This is a genomic window from Hafnia paralvei (assembly GCF_020150375.1).
GTDB classification, from domain to species: domain Bacteria; phylum Pseudomonadota; class Gammaproteobacteria; order Enterobacterales; family Enterobacteriaceae; genus Hafnia; species Hafnia paralvei.
This window is the reverse complement of record NZ_CP083737.1, coordinates 1,785,543-1,806,258: the sequence shown is the minus strand read 5'-3', so window position 1 is coordinate 1,806,258 and position 20,716 is coordinate 1,785,543. Positions and strand designations below refer to the sequence as shown.

The 20,716-nt window shown below is 49.1% G+C and carries 17 protein-coding genes; 13 read left to right on the top strand and 4 right to left on the bottom strand.

From position 1 onward, the window contains the following. Nucleotides 1-29 precede the first annotated feature (29 nt). Both clpA and clpS read right to left on the bottom strand, forming a co-directional pair. On the bottom strand, nt 30-2,306 hold the full coding sequence (gene clpA / locus K9N75_RS08550; protein ID WP_224452474.1) for an ATP-dependent Clp protease ATP-binding subunit ClpA: 2,277 nt from the start codon (nt 2,304-2,306) through the stop codon (nt 30-32). 26 nt (nt 2,307-2,332) lie between these two features. Beyond that, nucleotides 2,333-2,656 carry an ATP-dependent Clp protease adapter ClpS gene (clpS, locus tag K9N75_RS08545; RefSeq protein WP_072309169.1) on the bottom strand — a complete coding sequence of 108 codons (324 nt, stop codon included), beginning with the start codon at nt 2,654-2,656 and terminating at the stop codon, nt 2,333-2,335. A gap of 585 nt (nt 2,657-3,241) precedes the next feature. Between clpS and cspD the strand changes: the two genes are divergently transcribed. Together cspD and K9N75_RS08535 are read left to right on the top strand one after the other, a co-directional pair. Beyond that, nucleotides 3,242-3,463, top strand: a complete 222-nt coding sequence (gene cspD / locus K9N75_RS08540) for a cold shock-like protein CspD (RefSeq protein WP_004095823.1) — start codon at nt 3,242-3,244, stop codon at nt 3,461-3,463. 384 nt (nt 3,464-3,847) lie between these two features. Next, nucleotides 3,848-4,798, top strand: a complete 951-nt coding sequence (locus tag K9N75_RS08535) for a VirK/YbjX family protein (protein WP_039188983.1) — start codon at nt 3,848-3,850, stop codon at nt 4,796-4,798. A gap of 71 nt (nt 4,799-4,869) precedes the next feature. Here the strand turns inward: K9N75_RS08535 and K9N75_RS08530 are convergent, their stop codons facing one another. Next, nucleotides 4,870-6,540 (bottom strand): ATP-dependent endonuclease, encoded by a 1,671-nt coding sequence (locus K9N75_RS08530; RefSeq protein ID WP_008812981.1) that lies wholly within the window; start codon nt 6,538-6,540, stop codon nt 4,870-4,872. A gap of 223 nt (nt 6,541-6,763) precedes the next feature. Between K9N75_RS08530 and K9N75_RS08525 the strand changes: the two genes are divergently transcribed. From K9N75_RS08525 to K9N75_RS08495, 7 genes are all read left to right on the top strand, one after another. Continuing rightward, complete coding sequence (locus tag K9N75_RS08525; protein WP_008812980.1) at nt 6,764-7,663, top strand: LysO family transporter; 900 nt, start codon at nt 6,764-6,766, stop codon at nt 7,661-7,663. Nucleotides 7,664-7,875: 212 nt separating this feature from the next. Beyond that, nucleotides 7,876-9,528: a hydroxylamine reductase gene (gene hcp, locus K9N75_RS08520; protein WP_008812979.1), complete on the top strand. Its 1,653-nt coding sequence runs from the start codon at nt 7,876-7,878 to the stop codon at nt 9,526-9,528. Nucleotides 9,529-9,595: 67 nt separating this feature from the next. Next, nucleotides 9,596-10,597: an NADH oxidoreductase gene (gene hcr / locus K9N75_RS08515; protein ID WP_215757680.1), complete on the top strand. Its 1,002-nt coding sequence runs from the start codon at nt 9,596-9,598 to the stop codon at nt 10,595-10,597. Nucleotides 10,598-10,859: 262 nt separating this feature from the next. Beyond that, nucleotides 10,860-12,581: a ubiquinone-dependent pyruvate dehydrogenase gene (gene poxB, locus K9N75_RS08510; RefSeq protein ID WP_224452473.1), complete on the top strand. Its 1,722-nt coding sequence runs from the start codon at nt 10,860-10,862 to the stop codon at nt 12,579-12,581. A gap of 406 nt (nt 12,582-12,987) precedes the next feature. Continuing rightward, nucleotides 12,988-13,995, top strand: coding sequence for a low-specificity L-threonine aldolase (gene ltaE / locus K9N75_RS08505; protein WP_263481247.1), 1,008 nt, complete (start codon nt 12,988-12,990; stop codon nt 13,993-13,995). A gap of 171 nt (nt 13,996-14,166) precedes the next feature. Then, on the top strand, nt 14,167-15,612 hold the full coding sequence (locus K9N75_RS08500; RefSeq protein ID WP_224452471.1) for a DUF2867 domain-containing protein: 1,446 nt from the start codon (nt 14,167-14,169) through the stop codon (nt 15,610-15,612). Between the two features lie 419 nt (nt 15,613-16,031). After that, nucleotides 16,032-17,051, top strand: coding sequence for a 3-beta-hydroxysteroid dehydrogenase (locus K9N75_RS08495; RefSeq protein ID WP_004095843.1), 1,020 nt, complete (start codon nt 16,032-16,034; stop codon nt 17,049-17,051). On the opposite strand, the gene K9N75_RS08490 is transcribed toward K9N75_RS08495, so the two are convergent. Then, the gene (locus tag K9N75_RS08490) at nt 17,045-17,902 is read right to left on the bottom strand and encodes an N-acetylmuramoyl-L-alanine amidase (RefSeq protein WP_008812974.1); all 858 of its coding nucleotides are present in this window, start codon (nt 17,900-17,902) and stop codon (nt 17,045-17,047) included. The two genes, K9N75_RS08495 and K9N75_RS08490, sit on opposite strands and share 7 nt — an antisense overlap. Nucleotides 17,903-17,942: 40 nt before the next feature. Here K9N75_RS08490 and K9N75_RS08485 point away from each other — a divergent pair, with 40 nt between their 5' ends. The 4 genes from K9N75_RS08485 to artJ all read left to right on the top strand — a co-directional run bounded on the left by K9N75_RS08485 (nt 17,943) and on the right by artJ (nt 20,513). After that, nucleotides 17,943-18,263, top strand: coding sequence for a heavy metal-binding domain-containing protein (locus K9N75_RS08485; protein WP_008812973.1), 321 nt, complete (start codon nt 17,943-17,945; stop codon nt 18,261-18,263). Between the two features lie 119 nt (nt 18,264-18,382). Next, the gene (locus K9N75_RS08480; protein ID WP_175320038.1) at nt 18,383-18,742 is read left to right on the top strand and encodes a LysR substrate-binding domain-containing protein; all 360 of its coding nucleotides are present in this window, start codon (nt 18,383-18,385) and stop codon (nt 18,740-18,742) included. Nucleotides 18,743-18,974: 232 nt separating this feature from the next. Continuing rightward, nucleotides 18,975-19,703, top strand: a complete 729-nt coding sequence (gene artP / locus K9N75_RS08475; protein WP_008812971.1) for an arginine ABC transporter ATP-binding protein ArtP — start codon at nt 18,975-18,977, stop codon at nt 19,701-19,703. A 78-nt stretch (nt 19,704-19,781) separates the two neighbouring features. After that, a complete protein-coding gene (gene artJ, locus K9N75_RS08470; RefSeq protein WP_008812970.1) occupies nt 19,782-20,513 on the top strand; it encodes an arginine ABC transporter substrate-binding protein in 732 nt (243 codons plus the stop codon). Nucleotides 20,514-20,716: the final 203 nt, after the last annotated feature.

Genomic DNA, 20,716 nt, shown 5'->3' with positions numbered 1-20,716 from the left:
TTACTTTCATGCTCTACTCTGCGGCTAGATTAATGCAAGGCATCCTCAGCTTTACGTTTCTGTGCACTACAGAATTCGTAAGTCAGCTGTTGCTTGTCTTCACTTAAATCAACGGTGACCGAGCCGCCATCAACCAGCGAACCAAACAGCAATTCGTTTGCCAGCGGTTTTTTCAGATTTTCCTGCACGACACGCACCATTGGGCGAGCTCCCATGGCATGATCGTACCCTTTTTCTGCCAGCCACAAACGCGCTGCTTCGCTAACTTCCAGTGAAACACCTTTCGCATCCAACTGCGCCTGCAATTCAACGATGAATTTATCCACCACCTGCTGAATAATTTCAGTGGAGAGATGATTAAACCAAATGATGTTATCCAGACGGTTACGGAATTCTGGCGTAAACACCTTTTTGATCTCTTCCATCGCATCAGTGCTGTTATCTTGCTGCGCAAAACCAATGGATTTACGCTGCGTTTCACGCACGCCCGCGTTCGTGGTCATGACCAGTATGACGTTACGGAAATCGGCTTTGCGGCCATTGTTATCCGTTAACGTTCCGTTATCCATAACCTGTAACAGCAGGTTGAAGACATCTGGGTGCGCCTTTTCAATTTCGTCGAGCAGCAGTACCGCATGTGGGTGCTTAATGACCGCATCCGTCAGCAAACCGCCCTGATCAAAACCAACATAACCCGGAGGTGCACCAATCAAACGGCTAACGGTATGACGTTCCATATATTCGGACATATCAAAACGCAGCAGTTCGATATCCAGCGCTTTCGCTAACTGAACGGTAACCTCGGTTTTACCCACACCGGTAGGCCCTGCAAACAAGAACGAACCGACAGGCTTATGATCTTGCCCCAACCCTGCACGACTCATTTTGATCGCTTCAGTTAATGCACTGATCGCCTTATCCTGACCAAATACCAACATCTTCAGACGATCGCCCAAGCTCTTAAGCACATCGCGATCGCTAGCGGATACCGTTTTCTCCGGAATACGCGCGATGCGGGCAACCACAGACTCAATATCAGCCACGTTAACGGTTTTCTTACGCTTGCTTACCGGCATCAGGCGGCTACGTGCCCCAGCCTCATCAATCACGTCAATCGCCTTATCTGGCAGATGACGATCGTTGATGTATTTCACCGACAGCTCAACCGCAGCACGAATCGCTTTCGCGGTATAGCGCACATCGTGATGAGCTTCATATTTCGGCTTCAGGCCATTAAGGATCTGTACCGTCTCATCGGGGGTGGGTTCAGTAATATCGATCTTCTGGAAACGACGCGCCAAGGCACGATCTTTTTCAAAGATATTGCTGAATTCCTGATAAGTGGTTGAGCCGATGACTCGGATCTTGCCGCTAGATAACAGCGGTTTAATCAAGTTAGCCGCATCCACCTGTCCACCGGAAGCCGCACCGGCACCGATAATGGTGTGGATCTCATCGATAAATAGAATGCTGTCAGTGTCTTGTTCCAGCTGTTTGAGCAGCGCCTTAAAGCGTTTTTCAAAATCGCCACGGTATTTGGTACCCGCCAGCAAAGAGCCGATATCCAAGGAATACAAGGTGCAATCGGCCATCACTTCAGGCACATCGCCCTGCACAATTCGCCATGCAAGTCCTTCAGCAATAGCGGTTTTACCCACACCAGACTCGCCAACCAACAGCGGATTGTTTTTACGACGGCGGCATAAAACCTGAATAGCACGTTCTAACTCTTTATCACGACCAATTAACGGATCAATACCGCCGACTCGCGCAAGCTGGTTTAAGTTAGTAGTGAAATTCTCCATGCGATCTTCACCGCTGGCGGGTTCTTCGCTCGCTGGATTTTCAGCATTAGGCACCTGCCCCGTTTCATCTTTACGGGTGCCGTGCGAGATAAAGTTCACAATGTCTAAACGACTCACGTCGTGCTTACGCAGCAGATATGCAGCCTGAGACTCTTGTTCGCTAAAAATAGCCACCAGTACGTTAGCACCGCTGACTTCATTACGGCCTGAGGACTGAACATGGAAAACAGCACGTTGTAAAACGCGTTGAAAACTCAGCGTTGGCTGAGTATCTCGTTCCGCTTCGCCGTTAGGCAGCGTGGGTGTCGTTTGTTCAATAAAGGTTTCGAGTTCTTGACGTAAAGCGGCCAGATCGACAGAGCAGGCCTCCAATGCTTCACGTGCCGCAGGGTTACTGAGCAGTGCCAGCAGCAGGTGCTCCACGGTCATAAACTCATGACGGTGCTCGCGCGCTCTGGCGAACGCCATGTTGAGACTGAGTTCCAGTTCTTGATTGAGCATAGGCACCTCCCCCATTTAAGTGGCCATTAACCGGCCTTTTCTAACGTACACAACAGTGGATGCTCGTTCTCCCGTGCATAACGATTGACGTGTGCGACTTTCGTTTCCGCCACCTCAGCGGTAAAAACACCGCAAATCGCTTTTCCTTTATAATGCACAGTAAGCATCAACTGCGTTGCACGTTCAATATCATATGAAAAAAACTTTTGCAGGACGTCAATCACAAATTCCATCGGTGTGTAGTCGTCATTGTTAAGTATAACTTTATACATTGACGGCGGTTTTACCTCATCGATTTGTTTGCTATCGGCTAATTGTTCGAAATTTAGCCATTCGTTTTGGTTTGCCATGTCCTGCTCACTCTCTGTTGACTCTCACGCGATAAACCCAACACTTCGCATGATCCCATGTATTTCTTACCTGTTTCTTAACTGTGACACAAATCCTCACAGTTGTGTTATTTGCGACGCATCAAGTGATTAATTTTCACCCAATACGTATAAATAGCGTTAGCTGCTTCAAACTTTCATCACATGACACTGTGCTAAAAATAGCCATTGCTTGACGAACTAGCGGCTTACACTAAAGTGTAAATTCGTAATCTGGTGGCGATTTGTACAAATCGTTGCCATTTCGACCGATGAGTATCTGTTGCAAACTTACGGCTTACGCAATGAGTTCACAGATCTTTTCGGTGCCCGTAGGGTGTGTTCCTAAACTGTTCTCCACTGCCATAGGCAAGTAAGACCAAAGAACATTTTAAGAACGCATCTTGTATCTGCCCTCAAACGCAAACCGCTGTTTTCACACCCTCGTGTGCCTATAGCTGAGCGACGGAGGGCTTCAATCTTATCTCATAAATAGAGCGTCTTGCCGATGATAATCTGAGCCATCGCGCAAAACGCTTATAACAGCATGGCGAGGGTTGTATAAGCATGGAGACGGGTACTGTTAAATGGTTCAATAACGCCAAAGGTTTTGGCTTTATATGTCCTCTGAAGGGTGGCGAAGATATTTTTGCCCACTACTCCTCAATTCAGATGGAAGGTTACCGCACATTAAAAGCGGGTCAGCAGGTCCAATTTAATGTGCAAGAAGGGCCTAAAGGTAACCATGCCAACACCATCGTTCCAATCGAGTCAGAGATGACGGCCTAGCTCTTATCTCTAACTTAGCGTCGTATCCATACCTATGCCAGTGTCTATGCTGGCATTAATAGTTAAGCTTATCTGTTGTTGTCTCCGACTCTTTAGATAGATAGTGGCTGTTTTGCCATTTTCAAGGGGGAGTGATGACAGTCGTGGTATATACGCCTAAAACAAGGCCTCATAACAAGTGGCCTAAAAATTACCTCGCTAATAATTAAAATAAAGCCCTATTTAACATCTCAATTCAAAAGCAAATTAAATAAAGCATCAACAGAAATGAAATTATTGTTTTTAATATCGTCAGTGGCTTACATGATTTAATTTGCGTTGATATTCGATCTGCTTAACTACTCGATAGAAATTAAAACAGCCACGTTCTATCAGGTATATCACATGTCTCAAATCAGCGTCGAACGCACAGCAGATAAATCCGCGACGGGTTTTCAGCTCTTTAATTCCCTTGCCAAAGGAGAGTTAAGACCTGGTCGTCTTTGGCATGCGAGAAACTATAGGACTAAATTTGTTCTGAGAACATTTTTAGCACCGATAGCAACGATGAAACTGCTCAACAACATTGCCGCTATCCCCTCTTGCCAAGACGTGCTGTTAACGCAACCCCGTCTGCCTTGCAAGCTGCACCACCCTTACCTCAACGTCCACTTCAAGCGTCGAGATACAGTCAAAGCGATTGGTGAACACTACCAAATGTTGGATGAGGCGTTGCCGAACAGTGTCTTGCGGAAAATATATCGAGCTCAACCTTATTATCTCTGTGAAATAGAGGGCAAAAATGAGCAACTGTACCGAATCGGTATCAGTCCTATTGATAGCCTTAATAAAGAAGGCGAACTTTCGCTATTATTTTATACGGCAGAGGGTGTAATGCTGTCAGAATGTACGTTTACCTTGTTGATGCATTCAGGCAAAAAAACGCTATTCATTGGTGGGTTGCAGGGGCCAAAACAATCGGTTCCACATGAACTTATTCAAACCGCCACCAAAGGGTGCCACGGCTTATTTCCTAAACGCTTGTTGATGCAGGCGCTATGCCTATTTGCCCATACCGTAGGCTGTGAGCAAATACTCGCCGTGGGCAACGAGACTCATATTTATAAAAACTGGCGTTATAACAAAAAGAAAAGCCGTAAAATGATGTCAGATTACGATGCTTTTTGGTTGTCTATTGGCGCTGAGTCTACAGCAGAAGGTTATTTCCGCTTGCCAATGACCATTGCACGTAAGTCTTTGGAAGAGATTGCCAGCAAAAAACGCGCAGAATATCGCCGCCGCTATCAACTGCTGGATACCCTTGAGTCTTCAGCGCGTGTTGCCCTAGGACGTTAATACCGCCGATTAAAGCCTTCTTAGCCGCGATTCTCACTTGAGAATCGCGGCTAAGAAGCGATCACCACTTGCTATTCAGCCTTACCTCGAGCCAACCACAGCACGCGTGAAAACATGCCTTTAATCAATGCAGGTACCGAATCCGTGCCCCAGGCTTCCGCCTGTGCGGCAACAGAGATCGCCAAATCTGGCTTGGAGGAGCGGTGAATTGCCTTAGTAATAACCTTTCTCATCGACAGCGGCACATTCGGGGGTAATCCGGCGATATCGTGATAAACCGATGCAAACCCCTCACGATACATATAGTGCTCCATATCCGGCGCAGGTAATGCAGTAAGGCGGTCGCGTTCGTTATCTCTGGCATGCTCCACCAGCGCTCTTACGGTTGCGGCATATTTACGACCGGCATCATCGCCATCGACTAGCACATGCCATTCCAGCCCCATATGGCGAGCAAACTTAACCAATGGACGGATACCACACTGGGCAAACTCGATAACCTTGATGCCTTCCGTTTCAAAATGATAGCCGCACTGCCTCGCCAATTCGTTCAAAAGCCAAACCTCAGTCTCTCCTTCGACCAGTAGCCAACAACGGGCAAAAAGTGATGAGGCGCGATTAAACCGAATATGAAACGCAATACGCCGACTATCTTCTGGCGACATTCCCTGCGGCCCAATCCGGTAAGTCGCCACTTTATTAGACTGACGGACCAGTCGACATACGCGCTCAACGGGCATCAGAGACAACAATTCACCAGAATTAGTCGTGGTAATTTTTTGCAGTGGCAGTTGATTCAGCAATCCCCATGCCACGGAGAGCATGATCGGATGCAGGCGAGTTTCAGGGTCTTCTACCAGTAAAAGCGGTCGAGCATGAGGATCGAGCGTAATTGCACCTTTAGCCTGCAATAATGTCGAAAAAAGCCCAAGCAAGATCAGACGCATATTGCGGCTGCCCGACTCCGCAATCATCTGATTCATATTTTCCAACGAACGCCATGCTTGACGTCCATGAACCTCATCGCTGTGGTGGCGACGACGACGTGAATTTGTGAGCTGCTGCCCCTGCTCAGCGAAATAGTGCTCCAGCAGTTGCTGCATGGCATTCAGCCCCTGCCGTAGCTCACTATTGCTCAGCTTTTGTGGATTACGCACCAGCTCGCGCGTCAAATCATCTAGCTGCTGCGCAACCTCACTTTGGTCGGGCACGCGATTTTGCGCAATGACGGTTGGACGCAAGCGACGGATAAAGCGCGCATCACGTAGGCGTAAAACCGGATGCAAACGCACAATTTCTCGTGCCAGTTTATCAACATGATGCAGTTTTAGCGGCTCGCCCTTTTCATCTAAAAACGAACGCCAAGTGCACACCGTGCCATCGTCGCAAAGCTCTCCCTCTTGGCGGAAATAGATGCGTTGAAAACGATCATTTCCATCCTGCCAAAGAGAAGACAGAGGCCGATAGCGTGGCGCATTATGGTGCCCAACGTCTGATTCACAGAAAACAAAGATGATTTGCAGGTAACGCTCTTTGGCCGTTTCATCACCGGGAGGAAAGTAGAAATCTTGAGGTTCAAAATGATAGAGGTCGGTATTCGGTGACAGACAAAGAGTCAACGCATCCAACAAGCTGGATTTACCCCATGCGTTTTCACCGATCAGGACGGTGTTTTCGTCCAATGTTAAAGATAGACGGTTTATTCCTCTAAACCCGACAATCTCGATCCGTTCTAGATACATCAGTTCTCTCCCTTACGGATTCATTCATCTGAGAATGAGAAAAAAATGCTGTCTGGTCAAGCACTCACTGTCGATCCATCCCCGATTTTGTTCTGCTAATTCACCTCGTGAAGATTAAAACGCCAAACCATTCCGGTTGATTTATCAATTCCTCTGTTGCTCTTTACTCACCAAAACCTTTTGGGTAGCGTATTGCCACTCATCATTACAACCTAGGTTATCCATGTATTCGGGACTGCTCATTATCTTGGTGCCGCTTCTGCTCGGCTACCTGATCCCTCTACGCCAAAAGAGCTTAGTGGTATTAATTAATCGTCTACTCAGTTGGATGGTTTACGTCATTCTGTTTTTTATGGGCATCAGCCTCGCATTTCTGGATAACCTCAGCGAAAACCTGTGGCTTATTTTTCAGTATGCTTCGGTATTCTTTATTTGCATCATCGTTGCCAACCTTATTGCATTATTGCTATTAGAAAAAAAACGCCCGTGGGTCGTACCACATCAACAGGAAGAGTTGCCTTCACGTCTTCATATGGCGCTTGAATCGCTCAAGCTGTGCGGCGTCGTCGTGGGTGGTTTTGCGCTCGGTTTAACCCAGTGGGCATGGCTTAGCTATGCTTCTCACGGCAGCGAATATGCGTTGATTTTCCTACTGCTGCTGGTGGGCTTACAGCTACGCAATAGCGGTATGTCACTTAAACAAATTCTTTTAAACCGACGCGGGATGATTATCGCCATCTTGGTATGCGTGAGCGCGCTAGTCGGCGGAGCTATCGCTGCTCTACTGTTGGGATTGCCGGTAAAAACCGGCTTAGCTATCGCATCGGCATATGGCTGGTACTCGCTCTCGGGGATCATGATGACCGAGGCTTTCGGCCCAGTGATCGGCAGTGCCGCCTTCTTCAATGATTTGGCTCGTGAACTGTTCGCCATTATGATGATCCCAACGTTAGTGCAGCGTAGCCGCTCTTCTGCGCTGGGGCTGTGTGGCGCAACGTCAATGGACTTCACTCTACCCGTTCTGCAGCGCAGCGGCGGTCTAGAATTGGTTCCTGCCGCGATCGTGCACGGCTTCGCCTTAAGCCTTATCGCCCCTGTGCTGATGGCCATTTTCTCCTCCTGACAGCCGAAGACCCCACTGATGTCATGGGGCGATAACCCCATGACATACCTCAAACGTTTTAGCATTCATCGCCTGAATAATTCTCAGTTACAACTTAACTTGCGCTATATCAAACAAAGATAAAGTTGCATCAAAAATTCCTTTTTTACCGCGAAAGACAGGTCTACCCTTTAAACAAGCATAATAAATGCAACTTTAAAAGGAAGCCCAGAATGTACTGTGTCCAATGTGAACAAACCATCCGAACCCCTGCGGGTAATGGCTGTTCTTTCGCTCAAGGTATGTGCGGTAAAACTGCCGAAACGTCTGACCTACAAGATTTACTGGTTGCCGCTTTGCAAGGCCTATCTGCATGGGCACTGAAGGCGCGTGAGCTGGGTATTATCGACCACAACATCGACAGCTTTGTACCTCGCGCCTTTTTCTCCACGCTAACCAACGTTAACTTCGATTCCGAACGCATCGTGGGCTACGCACGTGAAGCATTAGACATGCGTGATGCATTGATAGTGGCCTGTCGCGCCGTTGACGCAAATGCACAGGTCGATCATCCGCTTGCTGATTTGCAGTTAGCGGGTTCCGATCTAGCCACGCTGCGTAAACAAGCCGAAGAATTCGCCCTGAATAACGATAAAGCAGAAATCGGCGATGACGTTCACGGCCTACGTATGCTGAACCTCTATGGCCTTAAAGGCGCCGCCGCATACATGGAGCATGCTCACGTTCTGGGTCAATACAGCAACGATATTTATGCTGAATTCCATCATTATATGGCGTGGTTAGGTACTCAGCCGCGCGATGTTGATACCTTGCTCAATAATGCGATGGGCATTGGTAAAATGAACTTCAACGTGATGGCCATTTTGGATAAGGGTGAAACCGATGCCTACGGCCACCCAACGCCAAGCTCCGTGAACGTTCGCCCTGTCGCCGGTAAAGCGATTCTGATTTCCGGTCATGATTTGAAAGATCTGCGTATGTTGCTGGAGCAAACCGAAGGGACAGGTGTGAACGTCTATACCCACGGTGAAATGCTGCCAGCACACGGCTATCCTGAGCTGAAAAAATTCAAGCATTTGGTCGGTAACTACGGCAGTGGTTGGCAGAATCAGCAAACCGAATTTGCCAAATTCCCTGGTCCAATTCTGATGACGTCTAACTGTATCATCGACCCCAATGTCGGTAACTACACCGACCGCATCTGGACTCGTAGCATCGTTGGATGGCCTGGCGCTCGCCATCTAGAAGGTGATGACTTCAGCCAGATCGTTGCTCAAGCTCAGGTTTGTGAAGGCTTCCCGTACAATGAAATCGAGCACATGATCACCGTTGGTTTTGGCCGACAGACCTTGTTGAACGCAGCAGATACCGTCATCGACCTAGTCTCGCAGAAGAAATTGCGTCATGTATTTCTGGTGGGCGGCTGCGACGGTAGCCGTGCAGAACGTAGTTATTTCACCGACTTTGCACGCGCAGTTCCGCAAGACTGTCTGATTCTGACGCTGGCCTGCGGCAAATATCGCTTCAACAAGCTGGACTTCGGTACGCTGGAAGGGTTGCCTCGTCTGCTGGATGTCGGTCAGTGCAACGATGCCTATGGTGCCATCATGTTGGCCGTAAAACTGGCTGAGACGCTGGGTTGCGGGGTGAACGATTTACCATTAAGTTTGGTGCTTTCTTGGTTCGAGCAGAAAGCTATCGTGATCCTGCTGACGCTGCTGTCATTAGGCGTGAAAAATATCTACACCGGCCCAACCGCTCCGGGCTTCCTAACCGATAACCTGCTCGCCATTCTGAATGAAAAATTCGGTATGCGTTCTATCTCTACGGTTGAAGCCGATATGAGCGAAATTCTGGGCGCGTAATCGCACTCGATGTCACCCTATAAGCCGCAGCCCGCAAGGTCTGCGGCTTTCGAATTGAGAACATATGATGACAATGCCAACTCCCCTCTGCCCCAATCAGATGCAGGTGCATTCCATTCATCAGGAAACGCCGGACGTCTGGACAATCTCTCTCATCTGCCATGATTTTTACCGCTACCATCCAGGGCAATATGCACTGGTGAGTATTCGTGATAGCGAAGAAACGCTACGTGCCTACACGCTCTCCTCCTCGCCAGGCCAGAGTAAGTTTATTACGTTGAGCGTACGCTGCCTGCCCGATGGTGAAGGATCACGTTGGCTCACACAGGAAGTTCATCCAGGGCAACAGCTATGGTTGTCTGATGCACAAGGTGAATTCACCTGCGCCAATGCGCCTTCCGAGCGCTATCTCATGCTGGCGGCTGGCTGTGGCGTAACACCGATTATGTCAATGACTCGCTGGCTGTTAGCAAATCGTCCAGAGACTCACGTACAGGTCATTTTCAACGTACGTACCCCTCGCGATGTGATTTTTGCCGATGAATGGCGTGCCCTCTCAGCCCATTATTCCCAGCTCAACCTCACGCTGATGGCCGAAAGCGATGCCACTGAAGCATTCCTCAGTGGCCGCATTACGCGCGAAATTCTCGAGCAGCTTTGTCCTGATATCGCCACGCGCACTGTCATGACCTGTGGACCTGCACCGTACATGAAAGCGGTGAAGCAGCTTTCGCAAGATCTTGGCGTCCCCGCCGAACGTTTCCATCAAGAGCAATTTCAGGTTATTGCTGATAGTGATGAAAATGGCAATATGCTCAAACTCACCACAAACACTCCGCAGCACACTTACCACGCGCCAGTAGGAGCAACATTGCTGTTTGCCATGGAGCAAAATAAACTGCCCATTCAGGCCGCATGCCGCGCAGGCGTCTGTGGATGCTGTAAAACCCGCATTCTAAGCGGCGATTACACCACTACCAGCACCATGACGCTAACGCCAGATGAAATCGCTCAAGGTTATGTTTTAGCCTGCTCCTGCCAGCTCAACGGTGACGTCGTGATTGCCTAATCCGGACTCAGCCACAGGCCGTCACCTGTGGTAAATAGGTGACGGCCATTGATTGGCGGCGTTTGATACTACGTCGAACCCTCTTCAATTTCTTTCAGAAATATGTCATTGGCATAACATTTCTATAATATTTATAATACAAAATAGAGTAGTCTTAGAAAGGATAGACAATGCTCAGGCATTGCCGACAGAGCCGTGACTTTCGCCTGCATACCCAATGTGGTCGTGTGCAGGCAACCTGATAGATTCAAGGGAGGTGTTCATGAAGCAAACTGTTGCAACCCTAGTAGCAAAAACCCTCGACCAAGCTGGCGTAAAACGTATTTGGGGCGTCACAGGCGACTCCTTAAACGGCCTCAGCGACAGTCTATTAAGAATGGGAACCATCCGCTGGATAGGAACCCGCCACGAAGAAGTCGCCGCTTTCGCTGCGGGCGCCGAAGCACAGCTCACGGGGCAGTTAGCCGTCTGCGCGGGTTCGTGTGGTCCGGGTAATCTTCATCTTATTAACGGCTTATTTGACTGTCATCGCAATCATGTTCCGGTACTCGCTATCGCAGCCCATATCCCCTCCAGTGAAATCGGCAGCGGCTATTTTCAGGAAACCCATCCGCAAGAATTGTTTCGGGAATGCAGCCATTATTGCGAATTGATTTCGAATCCCGAACAGCTGCCGCAGGCTCTCGAAGTAGCCATGCGTCAGGCCATTTTAAAGAAAGGCGTTTCAGTTATCGTATTGCCAGGGGACGTCGCCCTGCGCCCTGCGCCAGAAGATGCCAATCCGGTTTGGCACACGCCGCTGCTTCCTCGCGTTTTGCCACAGGAAAGTGAGCTAGATGCTTTCAAAGCTATTCTGGACAGCGGAAAAAAAATCACTCTGCTGTGTGGTAGTGGTTGCGAAGGAGCCCACGACGAATTAATTCAGTTTGCTGAGAAGATAAAAGTGCCGATTGTTCACGCGCTACGAGGTAAAGAGCACGTCGAATGGGACAATCCTTATGACGTCGGCATGACCGGTTTGATTGGTTTTTCCTCCGGCTATCACGCCATGATGAATGCTGATACGCTAGTGCTTCTTGGCACTCAGTTCCCCTACCGCGCATTTTATCCAACCGATGCCACCATCGTACAGGTAGATATTAACGCGGCCAGCATTGGCTCCCACTGCGCAGTCAATTTACCGCTGGTGGGCGACGTCAAATCGACGTTACAAGCACTTCTGCCTAAACTTGAAAGCCGCAGCGATCGCCAGTTCCTCGATCAGGCTCTTGAGCACTATCACAAAGCGCGTAAAGACCTTGATGCATTAGCCTCTGCCAATGACGATCAGCCAATCCACCCTCAATACCTTGCTCAGCAAATCAGCGAACTGGCGAGCGACGATGCCGTATTTACCTGTGACGTCGGAACGCCAACCGTATGGGCTGCACGTTATCTGAAAATGAACGGCAAGCGCCGTCTGTTAGGCTCGTTTAACCACGGTTCTATGGCAAACGCCATGCCGCAGGCGATTGGCGCGCAGGGAAGCTTCCCCGAACGTCAAGTTATTGCCCTGTGTGGCGACGGCGGTTTTACCATGCTAATGGGGGATTTCTTAACGCTGGCTCAGCAAAAGCTACCGGTTAAAATAGTTATTTTTAACAACAGCGTGCTTGGTTTTGTTGCCATGGAAATGAAAGCTGGGGGCTACCTCACCGACGGCACCGATCTGCATAACCCTGATTTTGCCGCCATTGCCAATGCAGCCGGCATCAAGGGGATACGCGTAGAAAAAGCGTCTGAATTAAACAGCGCACTTGCCGAAGCCTTCGCTCACGACGGCCCTGTTGTGGTCGACGTCGTGACGGCAAAACAAGAGCTGGCTATGCCGCCACAGATCAAGTTTGAACAGGCCAAAGGTTTCAGTCTTTACATGTTGAGGGCGATAATCAACGGCCGAGGAGACGAAGTGGTCGAGCTGGCCAAAACTAACTGGTTACGCTAAACCTTACCGTTGTCCTCTCTTCGAGCTTTCTAACACGGCGCAGAAATTCTGCGCCGTAATTTCATCTGAATTGCGGTCATCGCCGCAAATCCTTTGGTATCCGCAATTTTCAATTTTGACTCTGCTACCCCTCATGTTACAAAGAACTGGGTTTATATCCGTCATACTTCAAGTTGCCGTTTTGTTAGCTGCGTTCACTTACCCGAATCACTGACTAACGTAAGCGCATCGGGGGCGCTCTTACTGGCCGCCTGAATGCAACTCGAATGATTTAGGGTATATAGAAATCCTATTTAAAATTCATACCCCACATTGAAGCCAAGCATTAGCCAGTGAAAAACCGGGAATTAAGGAGTTGTGCGTGATTGATCTTCGTAGTGATACCGTAACCCGCCCTAGTGAAGAAATGCGTTTAGCCATGTCACGCGCCGATGTTGGCGACGATGTGTATGGCGACGATCCCAGCGTCAATCTGCTCGAACAAGAGGCCGCCGAACTCAGTGGCAAAGAAGCGGCGCTGTTTTTGCCAACGGGAACGCAGGCAAATCTTGTGGCTCTGCTAACGCACTGCCAACGCGGCGAGGAGTACATCGTTGGCCAAAAAGCACATAACTACCTGTTTGAAGCTGGGGGTGCCGCGGTTCTTGGTAGCATTCAGCCCCAGCCAATTGATGCAGCCTCCGATGGCACGTTGCCGTTAGAGGTTGTCGCCAGCGTCATCAAACCCGACGACGTGCATTTTGCCCGAACCAAACTGCTGTGCATCGAGAACACCCATAACGGCAAAGTTTTGCCTCTGAGCTATCTGGAACAAGCGTGGGCGTTTACTCGAGAAAAAGGCTTGGCGCTGCATGTTGATGGCGCACGTATCATGAATGCCGCCGTTGCATTAGATGTGCCTCTTTCGACTCTCACACAGTATTGCGACACCTTGACGATTTGCCTATCCAAAGGACTCGGGGCACCGATTGGTTCGCTGCTGTGCGGCAGCGCCGCGTATATCAAACAGGCGCGTCGCTGGCGTAAGATGGTGGGCGGTGGCATGCGTCAGGCGGGTATTTTGGCTGAAGCCGCTCGCTATGCACTGCTTAACAACGTTGAACGCCTGCGCGAAGACCATGAAAACGCACAATGGTTAGCCAATGAGTTAAGTGCGATTGGTGTAGAAGTTATGGCTCCAGGAGCCCAAACTAATATGCTGTTCTTAAAGGTTCCTGCTCATGAAGCTGCGCATCTGGGTGGATGGATGAAAGAACGCGGCGTATTAATGAGCGCTGGCGCCGTCACTCGTATCGTGACGCATCTTGATGTCTCTCGAGCCGATTTAGAGCAGTTGGTCGCATTGTGGAAAGAATTTAAGCAGTCGATCAATACTCAGACCGCAACCACGGCAACCCGTGCTATTTACGGCTAATATCCTTGGTATCAGGCATCTCGGCTAATGCAGAGATGCCTATATACTCTAAATAGCTCAAGTTGTAGGACAAAAGCTTTCGTCTTTTTGAATAACGCGCATGCAATTTGAAGTAGGGTGAGTACCAACACCTAAAATAATTAAAAACACATTCATCTGCTTAGGTTAATTATGACCCCACAAAGGATTCTGGTATTGGGTGCCAGCGGCTATATCGGACAACACCTAATCCCCAAACTTATCGAGCAAGGCCACACCGTCAGAGCCGCCGCGCGTAGAATCGATTGGCTACGCGAACAAGCTTGGCCGCGTGTAGAGTGCCAATACGTTGATCTGCACAAACCAGAGACATTACCCGCCGCCGTCGCTGATATTGACGTGGTTTACTACCTTGTTCACGGCATGGGTGACGGTCATGACTTCGTCACGGGTGAGATTAACGCCGCAAAGAATACCTGTGCAGCGTTACGCGATTCCGGTGTGAAACAGGTCATTTTTCTCGGCGCACTTCAGCCTGACGGTGATTCCTCACGCCATTTGATCGCCCGTAAAGAGACCGGCGACGCATTACGCGCCAGCAGGATCCCCGTCACAGAGCTACGCGCTAGCATTATCATCGGGCCTGGTTCTGCGGCTTTTGAAGTCATGCGCGATATGGTTTATAACCTTCCGATTTTGACGCCTCCGCGCTGGGTTCGCTCAAAATCATCACCTATCGCTTTGGATAATCTGCTGGTCTATCTCACCGAATTACTGAAGCATCCCGCCATTGGCAACCGTGTCTATGATGTCGCAGGGCCGGAATACATCAGCTATCAAACCATGTTTGAACGTTTTATTGCCCTAAGCGGTAAAAAGCGCTGGATGATCCCCTTACCGATCCCAACACGGTTTATTTCCGTTTATTTCCTTAACATGATCACCTCTGTCCCCACCACCATTTCACGAGCGCTGATTGAAGGACTTAAACACGATCTTCCTGCACACAGCACCGCAATAGAGCGGCTCATCCCACAGCACCTGATCAATTTCGATCAAGCGGTTCAAGACACCTTGGACAAAGAGGCCGAAGTCGTAAACTCAGCAGACTGGGGCTACGATCCGGAAGCTCGTGAGCGCTGGCGCCCCGGCTATGGTTTCTATCCTAAGCATGCTGGATATGAGCAAGAAACCAGTGCTTCGCCTGAAGCGCTATGGCATGTTGTTCAGCAAATCGGTGGTAAAGAGGGGTATTTCTACGCAAACATCTTGTGGGCTATTCGCGCCAGAATGGACGATGTGATTGGCAATAAAGTCGTCTATGGCCGCCCCGCTCGTAATTCGCTAGAGCTTGGCGATCTGGTAGACGGCTGGAAAGTGATCACCGTCAAGCCACTACGCCAATTAGCGATGATGTTTGGTATGAAAGCGCCTGGCTTAGGGAGACTCACATTCACCATCGAAGACAAGGGCGAAAAACGTGTTCTTGATGTCCGTGCATGGTGGCACCCCGCAGGTTTCAGCGGCCTACTTTATTGGTTTGCGATGATGCCAGCGCATCTGTTTATCTTCCGCGGCATGAGCAAAAAAATCGCTAAATTGGCTGAAGCCTACGATCGTGAAAATAAGCAAGGATAGCTAAGGCTCACTTAAAGATGTCTTGCACAATTGAACAATCTCAGCGGTAACTTCTACAATAGAGCGTATACCGTGTGAGCAACTAAACATTTGTTACGCTCTCTGTCCGTAATCTGATTGCATGTGAGCTAATTTCACGGAAGAATGGCACCCTTGTTGCTAGTAGCAGTCAAACTAGTCACTCAGGATGTTTTTTTATCCCCGAGATAGGCGCTGTACTTTAGAGGGTAAGCGAGTGCATTTGAGGAACTGATGCCGATCAGTGATTCGAATCCGCGAGCATAGCCAACGACAATGCGGCTCTAGCTATCAAGGGGATAAGGCTCATGAATAAACTGGCTGAGGATATTCGGCCACAAATCGCCTATCAGGCTATGTCGTAAATACAGGCCTAGGCACACTGCGGATTCGGAAAAGTTATGAAAGTATTGGTGACCGGTGCAACAAGCGGTCTCGGACGTAATGCGGTTGAATATTTACGTCATAAAGGGATTAGCGTTCGCGCTACTGGGCAAAATCAGGCAATGGGTGACCTATTAAAGAAAATGGGCGCTGAATTCATTCATGCCGATCTAACCAATCTAGTGTCATCACAGGCAAAAGCAATGCTGAATGATGTTGATACGCTTTGGCACTGCGAAGGCTTCACCTCCCCATGGGGTTCAGAAGAGCTGTTCGAAAAAGCCAACGTTCGTTCGACGCGTCGGTTGGGAGAATGGGCCGCCGCTTATGGCGTACGTAACTTTATCCATATATCCTCCCCTGCCGTTTACTTTGACTATCGCCACCACCGCGATATCAAAGAGGAGTTTGTACCGAATCGCTACGCGAATTATTACGCTCGCAGCAAAGCCGCGGGTGAGGAAGTCATTCAAAATCTGGCGCTCTCGAACCCACAAACTCATTTCACGATCCTACGTCCGCAGGGGCTCTTTGGCCCACACGATAAAGTACTGTTGCCGCGTTTGCTAAACGCGATGCGCCGCCATGGAACGTTGTTGCTGCCACGCGGTGGTGATGCGTTAGTCGATATGACCTACGAAGAAAACGCGGTTCATGCCATGTGGCTAGCCACGCAGATTGAAACCACGCCGTCAGGGCGCACGTTCAATATCTCCAACCACCAGCCACGCCATTTACGCACATTGCTACAGCATCTGATCGATGAGCTGGGCGTCAAATGCAAAATCCGCTCGATTCCCTATCCAATGCTCGACATGATGGCTCGAGGGATGGAAAAGATCGGAGCCAACAGTCCCAAAGAGCCCGCCCTTACTCATTATGGCGTAGCGAAACTCAACTTCGATATGACCCTCGACACCTCACGGGCGCAGCTTGAATTAGGCTATCATCCGGTGGTATCGATTGATGAAGGAATTATTCGTACTGCGCACTGGCTTAAGGATCACGGACGTTTACAAAACCGCGATCGTCATTGAGTACTGCCATACTTTTCAAGTAAGGCATCGGCGATCGCTTCTGTTTCTGCATCGGGAATACCGCGGAAATCAGCCGGTCTGAAATGCATTTGAAACGCAGCAATGACGTTACGCGACATCGTATCGTTTATGCCGTTTGGCACAATGTCATAGCCGTAGGCCGCAAGCTTCTTTTGCAGCGTCAGCACATCAACCGGCGCCTCTTTTGCCCTCCCCGCGAGATAGCGCGTCACCGTAGCACGATCCGGCCATGCACCAACCCCCTGTTCGGCAAGCGTCTTCCATGGGAATAATGGCCCAGGATCAAGTTTTCGCTGTGGCGCAATATCCATATGCCCCACAACGTTTTGAGGTGCAATACCATAGCGTTGCACAATGTCTTTGCTCAATGCGATAACCAGCTCCGTTTGTTGCTCGGTATAGGGTAACCAAATACGTTCCAGCATGCCCTGCTGGTAACCTTTGTTTTCGATCTCAATTCCAATCGACGTATCGTTCAGATTACTACGCCCACGCCATGCGCTGGCACCCGCATGCCACGCCCGTTGAGACTCCGGCACGAGCTGCCATACCACATACTTGCCGTTGTTCTGCGGCGGCCGAGCCGGTACTAGATAATGTGCGCTGACGTGCTCATCGGTTAACGTTTTTAGCGACGAATGAAAATCTTCAGCCGTGTAGTGTAAAACCAAGAAACGGATTCTCTCATCCACACCCTGCGCCTGATGGCGGTCTTCCACTAAATAGGTACCGCGGTCGATTAAATCATGCTGTGCCGGTGTATGCTGGCATCCCACCAAACCTGTCGCCAACAATATCGCGATTGCAGCGAACCCAATCCGTTTTCGCATGTCTTAAACTCCGAGCTTTAATATTAAAAAGGACTATCTCATGCGTAATAGCACAACGCCAACCCTCGAAGGCCTTACTATCGTTGACTACTGTGGAGTTGTCACGGGTGAAGCCATTCTAGGGGCGAATATTTTCAAAGATTTCTTCGCAGGTATTCGCGATATTGTAGGTGGCCGCTCAGGGGCTTACGAGAATGAGTTACGCAAAGCGCGTGAAATCGCCTTTTCCGAAATGAACGATCAGGCAAAATCACTCGGCGCGAATGCCGTAGTCGGCATTGATATCGACTACGAAACGGTAGGAAAAGACGGCAGTATGCTGATGGTTAGCGTAAGTGGAACCGCAGTTAAGGTGAAGTAACAAACGCCCTCTTATACTCTCAGCCTAAAATATCTCTAGCTTCGTTTTAGGCTGAGATCATATTCAGCCTTACTGCTTTGCAAGCGATGTCCTGCCGATGACCGAATCAGATAGCTGATTTGCAGAGGCATGCAACAATAATCAAAAAAAGTGACGATAATAACCGTCAGTGGCGGTTAATCAATTTGCATAAAGAGAAAGTGACTCTCAATGTCACGCCCTGCCTCATCACTAACAATCTGCGTGCCGTTATTCATGCCGCCATCGCAGGAATTGGCATCACCTGCCTACTCAGGATCGCCTGCGCGGATACGATTACCGCAGGAAAGCTCGTGCACATCTTACCGGAGTGGACTAGCGAACCCCATTCAATCCATGCGGTATATGAATCAAAGCGCGGCCAGACCCTGCTCTTCAAAACATTCATGGATTATCTCAGCCAGTCGCTCAATGAGCTGCGCTTTATGCAAAAAGCCTGAAATAATCACGTAGGAAACCACTTACCAACTCAAATTCATTCACTTGGTATGCATTTTTCTTTTGCCAGATAGTCGAGACTCACCCAATCTTCCAGTTTTCCAATAAAAAGGTGATATTGTGCTAATCTTAAGCGATTAAGAGGTGCGGTAATAAATTTTAACGCACAATCATTGCATAAGTATTCTGTGGAAGTTAACATTTGCACCATCAATGGCTATTCAGTAAACGCGCATGAGTATTCAAATAAACGGCATTAACTGCTTTTACGGCGCACATCAAGCGCTGTTCGACATCACTCTGGAATGTCCTGCGGGCGAAACCTTGGTTTTACTGGGGCCGAGCGGCGCGGGGAAGAGTTCTCTGCTGCGGGTTTTAAACCTGCTAGAAATGCCACGTTCCGGCCAACTTTCTATTGCCGGCAACAAGTTCGATTTTAGCCGGACTCCGGGCGAAAAAGAGATCCGCGAACTACGCCGTAACGTTGGAATGGTATTCCAGCAATACAATCTGTGGCCGCATCTCACCGTGATGCAAAACCTGATTGAAGCCCCCTGCAAAGTGTTGGGGCTGAGTAAGGCGCAGGCCGTAGAACGTGCGCAGAAATTACTTCAACGTCTACGTTTGACTGATTACGTTGATCGTTTTCCGCTACACCTTTCCGGCGGGCAGCAGCAGCGTGTGGCGATTGCTCGTGCGCTGATGATGGAACCACAGGTATTACTATTTGATGAACCAACGGCGGCACTCGATCCTGAAATCACCGCTCAGATTGTCAGTATTATCCGCGAACTATCAGAAACGGGGATTACACAGGTTATCGTGACCCACGAAGTGGAAGTGGCGCGCAAAACCGCCAGTCGCGTCGTGTATATGGAGCAAGGTCGGGTTATCGAACACGGTGATGCAAGTCATTTTGCTCACCCGCAAACCGAAGCGTTTGCCGGTTATCTGTCTCATTAATTGTTAGATTGGCGTTTAGACACGGTCGTTTTTAACCGTTTTAACAAAACTATTAGCTAACAGAAGTTGGAGTCTGCGATGAAAAAAATCATAATTGCCACAGTATTAGCCGGTATCAGCGTCTCTGCATCAGCGGCGGAAACCATTCGTTTTGCTGCGGAAGCTTCTTATCCTCCATTTGAATTTATGGATGCCAACAACCAGATGCAGGGATTTGATATCGATCTGGCCAACGCTATCTGTAAGCAGATGAAAGCGACCTGTACTTTCACCAACCAGTCTTTCGATAGCCTGATCCCAAGTTTGAAGTTCAAACGTATCGACGCCGTGATTTCAGGTATGGACATCACTCCTGAACGTCAAAAGCAAGTGGCGTTTACCGCGCCTTATTACGATAACTCGGCGTTGTTCATTGCTGAAAAAGGCAAAGTGGCTGATATCGCTGCGCTAAAAGGTAAGCGTGTGGGGATGCAAAATGGTTCGACCCACCAGAAGTACCTACAAGAAAAACACCCTGAAATCACACCAGTTCCATACGACAGCTATCAGAACGCTATTCTGGATCTGAAAAACGGGCGTCTGGATGCGGTATTCGGTGATACTGCGGTCGTTAACGAATGGCTGAAGCAGAATTCAGCGCTTACCGCCGTGGGCGATAAAGTGACTGATCCGAACTACTTCGGTACAGGCTTGGGCATTGCAGTACGTCAGAACAATGCCGAGCTGCTGAATCAATTTAACGCGGCGCTGAATCAGTTGAAGCAGGATGGCACCTATAAAACCATCTATAGCAAGTGGTTCCAGCAGTAATCGCTTTGATGTCTCATAGATTTCAAAATGCAGGAAAGCAGCAAACAAGAGACAAAGGCTGGACTTCGGTGAGAAGTATCCAGCCTCTCATTAAGCCCGGTGAACTTACATGAGTCAGTGATTCGGGTGATAACTTTGCAGCTTGAAAGATAACGGGAATAAACGAAGTGCCTATCTTTGTAGGCGTAATAAGTGATCATTTT

Excerpts from the sequence above, each read along its gene's own strand:
- clpA (WP_224452474.1), bottom strand. The coding sequence starts at position 2,306 with ATGCTCAATCAAGAACTGGAACTCAGTCTCAACATGGCGTTCGCCAGA.
- clpS (WP_072309169.1), bottom strand. The coding sequence starts at position 2,656 with ATGGCAAACCAAAACGAATGGCTAAATTTCGAACAATTAGCCGATAGC.
- cspD (WP_004095823.1), top strand. The coding sequence starts at position 3,242 with ATGGAGACGGGTACTGTTAAATGGTTCAATAACGCCAAAGGTTTTGGC.
- K9N75_RS08535 (WP_039188983.1), top strand. The coding sequence starts at position 3,848 with ATGTCTCAAATCAGCGTCGAACGCACAGCAGATAAATCCGCGACGGGT.
- K9N75_RS08530 (WP_008812981.1), bottom strand. The coding sequence starts at position 6,540 with ATGTATCTAGAACGGATCGAGATTGTCGGGTTTAGAGGAATAAACCGT.
- K9N75_RS08525 (WP_008812980.1), top strand. The coding sequence starts at position 6,764 with ATGTATTCGGGACTGCTCATTATCTTGGTGCCGCTTCTGCTCGGCTAC.
- hcp (WP_008812979.1), top strand. The coding sequence starts at position 7,876 with ATGTACTGTGTCCAATGTGAACAAACCATCCGAACCCCTGCGGGTAAT.
- hcr (WP_215757680.1), top strand. The coding sequence starts at position 9,596 with ATGACAATGCCAACTCCCCTCTGCCCCAATCAGATGCAGGTGCATTCC.
- poxB (WP_224452473.1), top strand. The coding sequence starts at position 10,860 with ATGAAGCAAACTGTTGCAACCCTAGTAGCAAAAACCCTCGACCAAGCT.
- ltaE (WP_263481247.1), top strand. The coding sequence starts at position 12,988 with ATGCGTTTAGCCATGTCACGCGCCGATGTTGGCGACGATGTGTATGGC.
- K9N75_RS08500 (WP_224452471.1), top strand. The coding sequence starts at position 14,167 with ATGACCCCACAAAGGATTCTGGTATTGGGTGCCAGCGGCTATATCGGA.
- K9N75_RS08495 (WP_004095843.1), top strand. The coding sequence starts at position 16,032 with ATGAAAGTATTGGTGACCGGTGCAACAAGCGGTCTCGGACGTAATGCG.
- K9N75_RS08490 (WP_008812974.1), bottom strand. The coding sequence starts at position 17,902 with ATGCGAAAACGGATTGGGTTCGCTGCAATCGCGATATTGTTGGCGACA.
- K9N75_RS08485 (WP_008812973.1), top strand. The coding sequence starts at position 17,943 with ATGCGTAATAGCACAACGCCAACCCTCGAAGGCCTTACTATCGTTGAC.
- artP (WP_008812971.1), top strand. The coding sequence starts at position 18,975 with ATGAGTATTCAAATAAACGGCATTAACTGCTTTTACGGCGCACATCAA.
- artJ (WP_008812970.1), top strand. The coding sequence starts at position 19,782 with ATGAAAAAAATCATAATTGCCACAGTATTAGCCGGTATCAGCGTCTCT.